Below are 12,625 nucleotides of genomic sequence, written 5' to 3' on the forward strand. Positions count from 1 at the left end.
TTGTGAGGTCAGCTTATGCCCGAGGGTACTAGGCCGTGTTGACAAAAGGGATTCACAACGCACCGTAGGCGTGATTCAAGCTAGTATCTGCTATGGAGACCAGCTTGGCACGAGATTTGATGACTGACGAGGAGTGGACGTTTTTCGAACATTTCATCCTCGCTGCCCGCGGCCCGAATGGGCGCAAACCAACCAATCATCGCCTTGTTCTGGATGGGGTTTTCTGGATCGCCCGAACAGGATCCCCGTGGCGTGACCTGCCGGAGGAATTCGGAAAATGGTCAAGCGTCTATCGCCAGTTTCGCCGATGGACCTTAGCTGGGCTTTGGGAGGACATTCTGGATGCGTTGAACCAGAGCGGAGCCGTACCAGACGCCCTGCAAATGGTCGACAGCACCGTCATTCGCGCCCATCATCAGGCAGCGGGCGCTAAAGGGGGACTCCTCGACAGGGTTTTGGCCGCTCAAGAGGTGGGTTCACGACCAAGGTCCACCTCCGCGTCAATGCGCATGGCATGCCGATGAGAACGGAGATCACGCCGGGCCAAACATCGGATTATCTCGGCTTCGATCTGGTCATGCACGACAACCTGCCGGAGCCCAAGGTGCTGCTGGCGGATCGGGGTTATGATGCGGACCGTATTCGCAAAAACATGGATAAGCGCGACATCATCACCCAAATTCCAATGCGTAAGACCCGTAAGATGCGCGTGGGTGTAGATCACACGCTTTATCGGCTGCGAAACATGGTTGAGCGGTGCTTCAACAAACTCAAGAACGCCCGGCGCGTCGCAACCCGCTACGACAAGACTGCTGAAAGCTTCTTGGGCTTCATCGACATCACGTCAATCCGACTTTGGATCCGTCATTTGTCAACATGACCTAGGTCCATTTCAGTACTTTGTATTGAGGACCTCTACTTAAAACTCTGCAACTATCTGTATAAATTTCGTTTCCCTCTGGCAGGGCTTTTTTGACTTGAAGAGGCTCTCCATGCAACCTATCACGACCATGTGCCGCTGTGGTGGAATGGTAGACACAAGAGACTTAAAATCTCTAGCCTGTATGGGCGTACCGGTTCGAGTCCGGTCAGCGGCACCACTCATTTCCAGAATCGAATTCACCTTCAGCAACGGCTCATCGGTTTCAGCTTCTACTCGGATCGCGAGCATAACCTGAGCAGCCGACAGCGGCTGAGCTGCGCCGACTGAATAGTCCAAGTTGAAAGTTGAGTGCATGGTCGGCCTTTGCCCGTCAGAACGATGCCCTCGATGAAATAGCCCGCAGTCAGGTGCGGCCGCTGGGCCTGCTGCAAGTCGGGATCGCCGAAAACCTAGAGGCGCAGAACATCGGCTTTAATCGCATCGAGATCGGGCTGCGCAGGATCGAACAAAGGCTTGAAGTGCGCCACTTTCCGGGCCGCAGCTAGAGGACTGGGACAACAACCATGATCCGCTCGTGATGCTGCCGCTCGAAAACCTGCCAAGCGAAACCTCGGGCCTGATCGCGCTTACACCGGAACTCGCGCAGCGGTTCGGGCCAAAGGAGGCGCCCGTGGGGGCAGCCAGGCCGGTCAAACGCCGGCTGGCGCGCGGATCGGGTGGTTCAGAACGCATCCATTTCGTCGCAGCCACCGATGAGCCGCGGCTCGAAATTGTTGGCGCTACCCGCGCGCCTCCAGCCGTTGTTTGTTCTGATCATGATCATCCGGGCACAGCGTCTGCAGATTGCCCGGATCCAGAAACAGCACCGGATCACCTCGATGCGGGATCACATGATCCACCACCAGGCGGCAGCGCTTTGGGTTACCCTGTCGGGATCCCGAGGCCGTCAGTGAGCCGTCATTGACGATCCCCCGCCGCAGACACGCCCGGCACAGCGGCTCTCGCGCCAGATGCTCAGGCCGCAGCCGACGTCGCCACGCCGACAGGTTGTACAAATGGTGATACTCGCTCCGTGCCGTCATACCATACCCCCGGAACGCAAAAGCGCCCGCCGGTCTCCCGTGGGCGCAGTTGGTGATGATGCATATTTACTGGCATGCCGGTGACATCAGCGTCAAGGGGGTATGTAGCCGGTGATCCGTGGTCAGATATCATGACCCTTGTTTTGATTGGGATCGTTTGTGCAATGCAGACGCCAACTTTTCTGTATGCCCACACTCGGTGAGTTTGGGTGATAAATCCAAGTCATGGTACTTTCCATAGTCCTCGAATACGGCAGCATCGACCCACAGTTTCCAAGTATCCGGGTTGATCTCAATCGCGCCAGCATCGAACAGTCTATGGATGTCCGCTCGCAAGGGAATACCGTTCCATGCCTCATCAACGCCGTCATCTGCAACTGGTATAATATGAGCGGCCTCCAAGCTGATAAGTGTTTCGCTACCTGTTACAATACAACAACTTCCAAAAGCTTCGAGCACCACCTGCCGAAACTGTGCTTGCCTGGAACGTACCCAAACATTGGCCAATCTGCGTTGCCGCTCTGCGGCCTCCTCGGCTTCCACCTGAGTTGCAATCTCATCCGCCTCTTCAACATCACCATCAGTCAGCGCAAAACCGAGTTTTTGGAAATGAGCGCGAAAATCATTAGTGATCGGGTTGCCTGACATCGGATGCCCAGCAAGCTCGTTCGCCAAGCGACCCAGAGGTTTTACGGGATATGCAATCCCTTCATGTATGAGGAAGCCGGTTCGAGACTTCGTCGGTCTACCATCCGGTTTGGGATAGTTTTGATACAACCAATCCCGGCCTTTGGCTTGTGCTTGTTGCATCGCATGAACCGCATGAACCGCATGAACCGCATGAACCGCATGAACCGCATGAACCGCATGAACCGCATGAACCGCATGACTGCGATTAAACAACAGTTCAGACATATCAATACCTTTATATAATAGAATCCTTGTCTAGATCGCTCATCGGAAACATCCGTGGAGTGAGGATCGCAGGTATCCAACTGAAACTATTGTTGTTGGTCAAGGTGTCGAAAGTGCGAGCAAAGAACTGAGGCAGCAACACACGCTATCTGAGAAATATAAACCCACGCAGGTATACTGTGCCCAGCCGGCTCTAAAATGAAGTGAAAAACGTAAAAGAAGGCCACAGCGCCCAGTGTCGCTGAAACTAGAAAAATCCCCCGTGAAGTGTAGGCAAACAAAATCACAAGGAAAGCAAATGCCCCAAAAGCGTATGCAGGCAGATTGGTTTGTGGCCAATAAAATGCCGCAAACCAAAAAACCATTTGCCACATACATATTGCGACAAGGGCGATCACCCACACTATCCTATATTTCGAACTAGGTGTTGCCATGCTCACAACTCAAGCGCGTCTAATCCGCATTCCGTACTTACGCGCTCCGACACACTATGCCCTTACAAAACAGTATTTTGGCGGGCGAATGGCTAGCTTCTAAAGCAGGCTTAGCGACGACTGCCTCCGTACGTCAAGGCTGAATCCCCTACCTCAATTTCATGCGTGATACGATTGGCCACCCAAGGCCATCAAACCAACATCCGCCCCAACACCTCCGCCAAAGCCTGCCGCAGCGCACCAGCCGTCTGCCCCCGGACACTCCACCCATGCGCCCGCAGCACTGCGCTGATCGGCTTATCGTCCAGGCACACCATATCCACCAGCCGCCGATCCGTGATATTCAAACGCGAGCCCCGCTTGGACGGGCGGATCTTGCGCACGGCCATGGCGGTGCCTGAGCCGATGCGCCTGCGGATCCGCTCAATCTCTTCGCGATCTCGCAGCACCGCATCAATGAAGCTGCCACTGCCACCACCGCCACTGCGGAGCGCCTCGATGGATGAGCACCGGACTCCGGCGCAGGCGTGACGCTCCACCAGATCCCGATAATACCGCCCCGCCGCCACCTGCGCGCGGGTGAAGGGCGCGGGCTTACCGTTGCTGGCCGCCTTGGCCGCCATCACGTCGAACACATCTGCGCGCTGCATGGCCGACCGACCACGATAGCCCGAGGGGCGGGCGACCCAGTCGTCTTTGCCGTCAGGAAACAGGCTCATCGGCTGGAAAACACGAATGGCACCCCGCGCCGGTGCCTCAGGGATCGCATCACCGCAGACCTCGGGCACATAACCCTGTGCTTTCACCGCCTGGATGCGATCCGCCTCTGCCTTTAGGCGGAGCTGGCGTGCCGCCATGAACTTTGCCACCGGGGTCAGATCCGCTACGCCATCGGATGCCACGATCACAACATGCTCGCTCATGCTGCTGCACCCCGCTGTGCCTGGTCTGCAATCTCCCGGCATTTCTGCAGTGCTTCAGACCGGCGGGCGCGAAAGCTCTCATCCTCCATCGACAACCGATCCCCACGGCCAACTCGCATCTCGATATCCGCCATCCGGCGCACAGCCCCATCCGCCTCATTACGGATCTGGGTGATTGTGTACGGCCCTGGCCAGACGCGCGCACCGCGCAGGTAACGCAGCAACTCCGGTGCCCAGCCCTCAGCAAGTGCCTTATGTCCAAGTTCGCCTGTAAAGGCCTTCAACAACAAAGGCGAAGGCCCGCTGTTCGGGAGCTGGATATCGCGCGCCTTGTTCAGAATTTTCAACCCAATCGGAAACCGATCCTTATCTTTGCCGCCCGGGTGCGCCTCAACCCAATCCCGCAAGATCGCAAGGTTGGCCGGGGTCATATACGCCAGCTTCTGACGCAGCTCACGGAGCATCACCGCAAACTGCGCCTTGGTCAGCGTCGAGGGCCGCGCCAGCCCCAGCGCCTCCAGCGGCGTGATCAACAAATCCTGCACCCGCGCCTCACCGGCGGCCTGTTCTTTCGCATCCATTCCTGCACCTCTTTTTCTCAGCGTTCCGACATATCCACAGGCTGCTCGGCCCGAGTGGGAGTGGAACGAAATCTCATTTCATATTCTCTCATTTCATTTCCTCTCTTATGTCTGGAACTGTTCCATTCTGTTCGGAACTGTTCTGGTATGTTCCGTTCTGTTCCGCCCACAGGTGGCCGGATTTCTTCAATGATTTCAGGGGGTGCGTCGTGGGCGACCCACAATGCCCTCAGAGACAGCCTCTTTGAGGGCACGTCCGATGGAGGCTTGGAACTGCGGCATGCGCCTCTGACCGGGGTGGTGTTTGAGTAGCCAGTCATCCACCCAAGCCACGGCCAGCTCATCGGAACACAGATCCTCGCTGCAGCCGATGTCGCGCAGCACCTCGATCAGCCGTTTGCGCCGCGCATAGACCGCCTTGTCTTCATTGCTGGCCTTGTGTTCCAGATGACCGCGCAGCGCGGCCTCCATCACCTCTTGCACCACCGGATGCGCCAGGCGAATTGCACCGTTGTCACAGCGCACCGGGTGCCAGTTATAGAGCGGGTTAAACGCCCGCTCTTTCAGCGAGATCCACCGCTCCAACGGCAACCCCAGCAGAAAGGCCAGACTGTCATCGTCGCTGGGCAAGGTCCCCAAGGGGGCCTCACCGTGTGACTTGAAGAACAGCTCCATACCAAAAAAGCCGACTTCCGGATCACGGTAGGCCTTGCGCCGGAAGTCGCTGCGGTCATAGCGATCATGATTGAACGGCATGAAGTAATGCGAGTCCAACCGGCTTTCTGCCGAGATCGGGTATTCTGGCAGATCATCGGTAGAAACCGGGCGCAATCCAGCAGCACTCAACATCAGGCTGCCTCCCCGAACAGGGCTGACAGCTCGCTATCCAACGCCTCGATCATCAACGGGCCGTTATCCAGCGCGTGGCTCTGTGACATTTTGCGATACGATCCTGCCCAGCCCCGATAGCGGCAAATCTGAGAGCAGGTCTGCATCGAGGTCTCGGTAAATTCGGCCATATCCCGCAGGGTGCATTCCCCGGCGCTGTCTTGGATCAGACCACACGTTCAACCCATGGGAAGGATGCCAGAAAGTCGCGCCGGAATGCAATCACTGCTATGCAGAGACCCGCGACCTTCGATTTACTGGTGGCTCACACTGGGGACCAAAAGCACCTCGCCGCAGGACCAGTGTTGCGAACTGGAACAAGCCGCTGCGCTGGAACAAGCAAGCCGATGCCTTTGAGGCTTCACATGGGCGGCGGCAGCGGGTGTTCTGTGCCTCTCTGGCCGATGTCTTCGACAATGCGGTGGATACACAGTGGCGAGCCGATCTTTGGTCACTAATTCGGTCCTGTGATCGCTTGGATTGGCTGCTACTAACGAAGCGCCCACAGAACATCATCAAGATGCTACCGTTCGACTGGGGCGATGGCTGGCCCCACGTATGGCTTGGCACCAGCGCCGGGACACAGAAGACCGCTGAAACCAATATCCCGCACCTTTTGTGCTCCCCTGCCGCTGTGCGCTTTGTCAGTGCTGAACCGCTCCTTGAGCAGGTTTATCTCAACGCGCTCAAAATCAGAGGGAACATCACCATTGATGCGCTGCGCGGCGAAGCCGAAGAAGAGCTGACAGGCAAACCTGTACTAGGACCAAAGCTCACGCATCTTGATTGGGTTATCTGTGGTGGTGAGAGCGGTGCCAAGGCTCGTCCGATGCACCCAGATTGGGCAAAGTCTCTGCGGGATCAATGCTTAGCCGCAGGCGTGGCCTTTCATTTCAAGCAATGGGGTGAGTGGAGGCCTGATGATTTCAGCCTAAGCGGCGCAAAATCAATCTGGATGTCAAACGATGGCACAACGGTTGACGGTGGCGTTGCCGAAGTTCACGCCTCCTGCTGTCGAAAGACAATGAGGCTGATGGTTCGCCATGGAAAGGCAGGTGCGGGCCGCATGCTGGATAATCGCGAATGGAACGAGGTGCCAACATGACAGTACCTGCGCTCATGAAAATTGAAGACGCCGCCTTAGAACTTGGCGTGCCCAAGGCCTCCTTGAAAACCGCAGCGCTGGAACATGGTTTCCTCATACGAATGGGCCGCTGTATCAGGATCGACAGAAATGATTTTCCCAAACTGGTGAAAGCATGCCGAGACCAAGCAAAGGTGCCCGCCTCCACAAATTCAAACACCGCCCACACTGGTACATCCGAGATACCGGCCAGCCCGACCGGTCAACGGGCTGCACAAGCCGCGAACAAGCTGAAAAAGCGCTTGCCGCCTACATCGCCACCAAAGGGAGGGAAGGTGTTGCCAATGAACCGGCAAACGTAACCTGTGGTGAAGTGCTGGCTATCTATGCAGAGGAATACGCGCCCACAGTAGCTGCGCCCGAGCGGATAGGATATGCCATAGACGCCCTCTTACCGTTTTGGGATAGCCTAAAACTGAGCCATGTAAAGGGGGAGACGTGTCGCCGGTACGCCAAGACCCGCAAGAAGGTGGTGAAGCGCGGCGCGGAGACCAAAGAGGCCATTGAGTTTAAGCCGGTTTCCCCCGGCACCATTCGGCGTGAGCTCGGCGCATTACAAGCGGCAATTAACTATGCTCACCGGGAAGGATATATCACCTCGGCACCGGTCGTGAGCCTGCCAATACCCCCACGCCCTAAAGAGCGCTGGCTAACCAGAGCCGAAGCGGCTCGGTTACTTTGGGCAGCCTATCGGGGGGGAGAAATCACAGCACCTCGCTCGCTTCATCCTGATCGCGTTATACACCGGAACCCGAAAGGATGCTATTTTGCGAATGGGGTTTGAACCGAATACGGTTGGGGGATGGTTCGACCTCAACCAGAACATTATGCATCGTATGGGCGAAGATGAGCGGAAAACAAAAAAACGACGCACCCCTGCTCCGATTCCCCGCAAGCTAGCCGCACACCTCCGGCGCTGGCGCGCGCAGGGCTGCATATGGGCCATTGAGTATGATGGTGCGCGAGTCGCGAACGTGAAGCGCGCATTTGCCAGTGCGGTGAATGCAGCCGAACTTTCTGGCGTTACACCACACACACTCAAGCACACCGCAATCACTTGGGCGCTTCAACGTGGCGTTTCGACTTGGGATGCTGCTGGTTTCTTCTCCACCAGCCAAGAGACAATTGAGAAGGTCTATGGACACCATGCACCTGACTACATGCAATCTGCCCGAGACGCTATGGATCGGGTGTCAAGAGGATGAAACTGTTACGTGTAACAGAAACAGCGCCAGCCTCATGACTTGAAGCGCCTTGTTTTATTGGTCGGAGCGAGAGGATTCGAACCTCCGGCCCCTGCCTCCCGAAGACAGTGCTCTACCAGGCTGAGCTACGCTCCGACCGTGGCGCGTGAATTATACTTAGCCTACATCATTTGCAAGCCCTATTCAGAGCGATTTTCATCAGAACTTGACTTGGACAACCAAGACAAACCGAAGCCACTGCTTAGGACGGGGCGGCTGCGGGATTTAAGGACAGGAGTCGTGGAAGAGCGTCCTCCCCGAGCTTCTCTGAGGACAATGAAGACGCCGCTTGCGATGATGATACCCGCACCAAGGATTGTGAGCAGATCCACACTCTCTTGGAACAAGAAAACACCAAACAGGATAGCCCAGATCATCTGTGAATATTGCATCGGGGCGACCACGGCCGACTCCCCGAGCGAGTATGAATAAACCAGTAGCAAGGTGGCACAAAACCCGAAGGCGGATATGATCACCAATCCCCCCATCTGCGCGCTGGTGAGCGGCACATAGACGAATGGAAGAGCGACCCCCATGACCACCACTGTCGTCAGGATCGGAAACAGCATCAATACCACTCGGCGTTCCACATGCCTGAGCTTGCGCAAAATGACTGACTGAAAAGCGTTTCCAAAAGCTGCCAACAGGGCAGCGGCATGACCAAGCCCCAGTTCGGTTTCACCCGGACGTAGAACAACCAAAACGCCAATAAACCCCGCAATCACTGCCGCCATTCGGGGCAGGCCCACTTTTTCACCAAGCAAAGGAATTGAAAGGATGGTGATCAGGAATGGCGTTGCAAACAAGAGCGCATAGGTCTGCGCCAGCGGCAGCACGGAGAACGCATAAAACGCACAAGCCGGTATGATCGCCATGGCGAGCGATCTTAACGCGATCCAACCGGGGCGGTTAGGCCGAAGCGTGCCGGGCGTTGCATCCCGCACCATCATCAACGTCAGCAATGGAAAGGACAACAGGCTTGAAAAGAATACGATCTGAAAAGCAGAGACTTCCGCACTGACATATTTCACCACCACATCATGGGTGGAGAATATTCCATAGGCCAGCAAGGCCAAAAGCGCCGCTTTAATGTTCATCCAATCACCAACATTCGTCTTTACTGGCGACCGATGCGCCTCTCACCTATAGCGCTAACTCTGACGAGGGGGATGTGGCAAGAGCGTGATGGCCCCTCAGAGCACAGCTTGTTGAAAAAGCAACAGGCCGGAGCAAAAACTCCGGCCTGAACGTAAAGATATAAGAATAATATCAGAGGCTCGCGTCGAGCGCGCCAATGATCGCGTCACCCATTTCGGATGTGGTCACCGGGGTTACCCCTTCTTCACCAAGCAGATCTGCGGTACGCACGCCATCGGCGAGAACCTTCTCAACAGCGGCCTCGAGACGATCAGCCTCGGCCACCATATCGAAACTATAGCGTAAGGACATTGCGAAGGAGAGAATGCAGGCGATCGGGTTAGCTTTGCCTTGGCCCGCGATATCCGGCGCGGAGCCATGTACCGGTTCATAGAGCGCCTTGGGGCGACCGTTGGCCATCGGCGCACCGAGTGACGCAGAAGGAAGCATGCCAAGGGAACCTGTCAGCATTGCTGCCGCATCGGACAACAGGTCGCCAAAGAGGTTGTCCGTTACAATGACGTCAAACTGTTTGGGCCAGCGGCACAGCTGCATCGCGCCAGCATCTGCGTACATATGAGAGAGCTCAACTTCGGGATAGTCCTTGCCCACTTCTGTCACAACTTCGCGCCACAGAATGCCGCTCTCCATGACGTTAGCTTTTTCCATCGAGCAGAGCTTTTTCCCGCGACGCATCGCCAGTTCAAAAGCGGAGCGCGCAACACGGTCGATCTCAGACTCTGTGTAGCGCTGGGTGTTGATCCCCACACGCTCGTTGCCTTCCTCGATAATGCCGCGTGGTTCGCCGAAATAGATGCCGGATGTCAGCTCGCGCACGATCATAATGTCGAGGCCAGCGACGACGTCCTTTTTCAGTGAAGAGAAATCCGCCAGCGCGTCAAAGCACTGAGCCGGACGCAGGTTGGAGTAAAGATCCATTTCCTTGCGCAGGCGCAAAAGGCCGCGCTCGGGCTTTACGGAGAAATCAAGTGCATCGTATTTAGGCCCGCCCACGGCACCAAGCAGAACCGCGTCCACCTCTTGCGCCTTGGCCATTGTGTCGTCATGCAACGGTGTGCCATGGGCATCATAAGCAGAGCCACCAACGAGATCTTCGCTCACATCGAACTGAACGTCACGCTTGGCACCGTACCAAGCAATGACCTTTTTGACCTCCGCCATAACCTCTGGGCCGATGCCGTCTCCGGGCAAAATCAGAATCGATGGGTTAGACATCTCGAAAACTCCTTTGACGTGTTGCCAAAGGGCGTAGCGGGCCGCTGTCGCGGGGTCAATAATCGCAGCGCAATTATGCTGCGCATGAGGCGCTTTCAGCGTCTAATATCGACCCAAACTAGCCCGTGGCGGCTGCCTTTGCTGCGCAGGATGCCGGAATCGATCACATCCATGCCCTTTGATGGCAAAACATAGTCAACCCGCATCGGGCCGGTTCGCTCCCAATTCACCGTATGCGCACCTTGTGAATCCGATGGCTCAACCATTTGCAGATGAGGATCATTCAGAAGCCGATGAATCGCGTCCTTGTGCCCTTCGCCGCGATCGGGGTCATTGTTTGCATCCCCCATCAGGACAAACGGCTCAGGCATCCTGTCGCCGAGCAAACCGTTTAAGACATGCACCCAAAGCAGGATCTCATCCGCATTTCGCCGTCCGTTTCGATCCTCAGGCCCATCAAACACAGGCGGGGTCGCATGAAAGCTCAAGATCCAGAGCGGCTTGCCATCCGGCAATATCACGGGCACCGCCCAGTGGTTGCTGGACGACAGCCGCAGTTGTGCTGCAGTCACGGCATCGGGATAAAGCTGCCCTTCTTTGGTGAGAGGCATGCGATGATCTGGCAAATCCTGCCAGCGCATCTGGGTAAAATCCTGCGCTTGAGCCGCAGCTATCGGGAACTTCGACAACAGCGCGATACCGCCCTGTCCGGTAAACCGCCCCCACCCCCAAGCATCTTCCGGCTCACCCATTCGGCCGTCACCATCCAGATCCAATCCAGAAGCGACGCCCGCGTTAGGTTTAAGCGTGAAGAAATAGGGATACTCCACGCCACGCGTTGCTATACCCGATTGCAAAGTACGTAGCGCGGTATTTTCATGGTCCCAATCCAACCCTTGCAGTGCGAGGATATCCGCGTCTGCGGCCGCAATTGTCGCGATCACCGCCGACACCTGCTCATTATCGCGGCGTAAATCCTTTAGCAGCAAACCCGGCCCTTTGCGGCTCAGCTCTGCATTAAAGGTCGCAACGCGTATGGTCTCAGCCGTCACACCAAGCGGCAGAAAGAGAGTCACGAGCAGCCACGTAAATGCCGCTCGCCAGATCATACGACTTGAAGGTCGTTGTCGTGATTGAAGGTGCGGCGTTTCTGTTCGATCAGATCTGCAACACGCAGGCGCGCCATGCCGCGGGTAATCATACTCGCTGGGACCATCGCCCAGCCGGTCACGCACCAGATCAACAATTGGGGACTGCCAAGCAAAGCAGGATCAAACACGCTCGCGGTCATCTGCACCAGAGCAGGCAGCAGAAAGGGCAGCAGAACGCCCGCCACAATATGTAGTTTTGCATCGCGTTGCAGCCGGGTCACCACGTCACCGCCGGTGGTCGGGTCGAACAACGGCAAATTCACCCAGACGTTAAAAGTGCCGCTTGCCAACGGCCAGTTCCGCAACCGTATCACATAGGCGAAATACGCAATCGACACCAATGAGATCAGATAAGACAACCCAGCAGCAGCCCGCACCAGATCCACCGTATACTGTGGAACATGCGACGGCATCATCAACCGCGCCAGTTGCACCGGCGAATAAGCAAAGTCGAGCGCATCGCCAACCGTAAAGGCAAGCTTATGCACCAAGGCGGAAAAACCCGTGGGTTGAAAGGGGTGGCCTGCAAGAAGACTGAGCAGGATCATGCAGAGCGATACAAAGATGAACCGGCTACGGTTCAGCGGTGGCGCATCTCGAAATTCCAGAAAGCTCGGGAAATTTGAGTAGTACTCAGCAAAGATCAAACCGCCCGCGAGCAATGCGGTAAAGGCAACAATTTCCGGAGACTGCGTTGCCGCGACTGGCAACAGCAAAGAGGGCAGCACGACCAGCAGCGCCACCAATAGCCCACGAATTGCCGCGCTTGTTATGCGTGCAAGCACTGTTTGTTCCCTTCACCCTGGGGTCTTCCGGTTTTTTAGTGGAATGACCCGGTATGAAGCACCCCGACTGTGTCAGGCTGCTCTGCCTCATTTTTGCCCTAATTGTGCACGGCGTTTCCCGGTTTCTCAAGCATAGGGTTAAGAAAATGCATCAAATTAGACAGGCCGGGCATGAAGTGATGCCAGCATGCATCAATCTAAGGTCGAGAAATCATGCACTTA

At 56.3% G+C, this 12,625-nt stretch carries 15 protein-coding genes and 2 tRNA genes; 6 read left to right on the forward strand and 11 right to left on the reverse strand.

The window, feature by feature from the left end; all coding sequences use genetic code 11:
• Positions 1 to 92 precede the first annotated feature (92 nt).
• The 3 genes from K529_RS23150 to K529_RS16150 all read left to right on the forward strand — a co-directional run bounded on the left by K529_RS23150 (position 93) and on the right by K529_RS16150 (position 1,428).
• Positions 93 to 880 (forward strand): IS5 family transposase gene (locus K529_RS23150; protein ID WP_110590768.1). Its coding sequence is split into 2 segments (ribosomal slippage): positions 93 to 432 and positions 432 to 880, totalling 789 coding nucleotides; the frame shifts between segments, so codons are not numbered across the junction.
• Positions 881 to 1,014: 134 nt separating this feature from the next.
• A tRNA-Leu gene (locus K529_RS16145) sits at positions 1,015 to 1,100 on the forward strand.
• A gap of 127 nt (positions 1,101 to 1,227) precedes the next feature.
• Positions 1,228 to 1,428: a hypothetical protein gene (locus tag K529_RS16150; RefSeq protein ID WP_040641385.1), complete on the forward strand. Its 201-nt coding sequence runs from the start codon at positions 1,228 to 1,230 to the stop codon at positions 1,426 to 1,428.
• Positions 1,429 to 1,662: 234 nt separating this feature from the next.
• On the opposite strand, the gene K529_RS16155 is transcribed toward K529_RS16150, so the two are convergent.
• The 6 genes from K529_RS16155 to K529_RS16180 form a co-directional block, all read right to left on the reverse strand.
• Positions 1,663 to 1,965: an HNH endonuclease signature motif containing protein gene (locus K529_RS16155; protein ID WP_046002684.1), complete on the reverse strand. Its 303-nt coding sequence runs from the start codon at positions 1,963 to 1,965 to the stop codon at positions 1,663 to 1,665.
• A 129-nt stretch (positions 1,966 to 2,094) separates the two neighbouring features.
• Entirely contained in the window at positions 2,095 to 2,880 is a 786-nt protein-coding gene (locus tag K529_RS16160; protein ID WP_005657888.1) for an HNH endonuclease, read from the reverse strand.
• A gap of 625 nt (positions 2,881 to 3,505) precedes the next feature.
• Entirely contained in the window at positions 3,506 to 4,237 is a 732-nt protein-coding gene (locus tag K529_RS16165; RefSeq protein ID WP_046002683.1) for a hypothetical protein, read from the reverse strand.
• The gene (locus K529_RS16170) at positions 4,234 to 4,818 is read right to left on the reverse strand and encodes a hypothetical protein (protein ID WP_005614054.1); all 585 of its coding nucleotides are present in this window, start codon (positions 4,816 to 4,818) and stop codon (positions 4,234 to 4,236) included. The genes K529_RS16165 and K529_RS16170 overlap by 4 nt, the downstream gene beginning before the upstream one ends.
• A gap of 195 nt (positions 4,819 to 5,013) precedes the next feature.
• On the reverse strand, positions 5,014 to 5,667 hold the full coding sequence (locus K529_RS16175) for a hypothetical protein (protein ID WP_005614055.1): 654 nt from the start codon (positions 5,665 to 5,667) through the stop codon (positions 5,014 to 5,016).
• Positions 5,667 to 5,837 carry a hypothetical protein gene (locus tag K529_RS16180; protein ID WP_227512356.1) on the reverse strand — a complete coding sequence of 57 codons (171 nt, stop codon included), beginning with the start codon at positions 5,835 to 5,837 and terminating at the stop codon, positions 5,667 to 5,669. Before K529_RS16180 ends, K529_RS16175 begins: the two co-directional genes overlap by 1 nt.
• A gap of 14 nt (positions 5,838 to 5,851) precedes the next feature.
• On the opposite strand from K529_RS16180, the gene K529_RS16185 reads away from it, so the two are divergent.
• The 3 genes from K529_RS16185 (at position 5,852) to K529_RS23880 (ending at position 8,055) form a co-directional block, all read left to right on the forward strand.
• Positions 5,852 to 6,811 carry a DUF5131 family protein gene (locus K529_RS16185; protein ID WP_040641643.1) on the forward strand — a complete coding sequence of 320 codons (960 nt, stop codon included), beginning with the start codon at positions 5,852 to 5,854 and terminating at the stop codon, positions 6,809 to 6,811.
• Positions 6,808 to 7,152, forward strand: coding sequence for a hypothetical protein (locus tag K529_RS23875; RefSeq protein WP_227512357.1), 345 nt, complete (start codon positions 6,808 to 6,810; stop codon positions 7,150 to 7,152). The genes K529_RS16185 and K529_RS23875 overlap by 4 nt, the downstream gene beginning before the upstream one ends.
• 471 nt (positions 7,153 to 7,623) lie before the next feature.
• Positions 7,624 to 8,055: a site-specific integrase gene (locus tag K529_RS23880; protein WP_052032006.1), complete on the forward strand. Its 432-nt coding sequence runs from the start codon at positions 7,624 to 7,626 to the stop codon at positions 8,053 to 8,055.
• A gap of 58 nt (positions 8,056 to 8,113) precedes the next feature.
• Here the strand turns inward: K529_RS23880 and K529_RS16195 are convergent.
• The 5 genes from K529_RS16195 to K529_RS16215 form a co-directional block, all read right to left on the reverse strand.
• A tRNA-Pro gene (locus tag K529_RS16195) sits at positions 8,114 to 8,190 on the reverse strand.
• 44 nt (positions 8,191 to 8,234) lie between these two features.
• Complete coding sequence (locus tag K529_RS16200) at positions 8,235 to 9,191, reverse strand: DMT family transporter (RefSeq protein WP_005614057.1); 957 nt, start codon at positions 9,189 to 9,191, stop codon at positions 8,235 to 8,237.
• Positions 9,192 to 9,363: 172 nt separating this feature from the next.
• Entirely contained in the window at positions 9,364 to 10,467 is a 1,104-nt protein-coding gene (gene leuB, locus K529_RS16205; RefSeq protein WP_005614058.1) for a 3-isopropylmalate dehydrogenase, read from the reverse strand.
• A gap of 95 nt (positions 10,468 to 10,562) precedes the next feature.
• A complete protein-coding gene (locus tag K529_RS16210) occupies positions 10,563 to 11,576 on the reverse strand; it encodes an endonuclease/exonuclease/phosphatase family protein (protein WP_005614059.1) in 1,014 nt (337 codons plus the stop codon).
• Entirely contained in the window at positions 11,573 to 12,403 is an 831-nt protein-coding gene (locus tag K529_RS16215) for a hypothetical protein (protein WP_005614060.1), read from the reverse strand. Before K529_RS16215 ends, K529_RS16210 begins: the two co-directional genes overlap by 4 nt.
• Between the last annotated feature and the right edge of the window lie 222 nt (positions 12,404 to 12,625).

This window comes from Tritonibacter mobilis F1926, assembly GCF_000376545.2.
Taxonomy (GTDB): domain Bacteria; phylum Pseudomonadota; class Alphaproteobacteria; order Rhodobacterales; family Rhodobacteraceae; genus Epibacterium; species Epibacterium mobile.

Bases quoted from the DNA above. Each gene is read 5' to 3' on its own strand.
- K529_RS16155 (WP_046002684.1), bottom strand. From the start codon at position 1,965: ATGACGGCACGGAGCGAGTATCACCATTTGTACAACCTGTCGGCGTGG.
- K529_RS16160 (WP_005657888.1), bottom strand. From the start codon at position 2,880: ATGTCTGAACTGTTGTTTAATCGCAGTCATGCGGTTCATGCGGTTCAT.
- K529_RS16165 (WP_046002683.1), bottom strand. From the start codon at position 4,237: ATGAGCGAGCATGTTGTGATCGTGGCATCCGATGGCGTAGCGGATCTG.
- K529_RS16170 (WP_005614054.1), bottom strand. From the start codon at position 4,818: ATGGATGCGAAAGAACAGGCCGCCGGTGAGGCGCGGGTGCAGGATTTG.
- K529_RS16175 (WP_005614055.1), bottom strand. From the start codon at position 5,667: ATGTTGAGTGCTGCTGGATTGCGCCCGGTTTCTACCGATGATCTGCCA.
- K529_RS16180 (WP_227512356.1), bottom strand. From the start codon at position 5,837: ATGGCCGAATTTACCGAGACCTCGATGCAGACCTGCTCTCAGATTTGC.
- K529_RS23875 (WP_227512357.1), top strand. From the start codon at position 6,808: ATGACAGTACCTGCGCTCATGAAAATTGAAGACGCCGCCTTAGAACTT.
- K529_RS23880 (WP_052032006.1), top strand. From the start codon at position 7,624: ATGGGGTTTGAACCGAATACGGTTGGGGGATGGTTCGACCTCAACCAG.
- K529_RS16200 (WP_005614057.1), bottom strand. From the start codon at position 9,191: ATGAACATTAAAGCGGCGCTTTTGGCCTTGCTGGCCTATGGAATATTC.
- leuB (WP_005614058.1), bottom strand. From the start codon at position 10,467: ATGTCTAACCCATCGATTCTGATTTTGCCCGGAGACGGCATCGGCCCA.
- K529_RS16210 (WP_005614059.1), bottom strand. From the start codon at position 11,576: ATGATCTGGCGAGCGGCATTTACGTGGCTGCTCGTGACTCTCTTTCTG.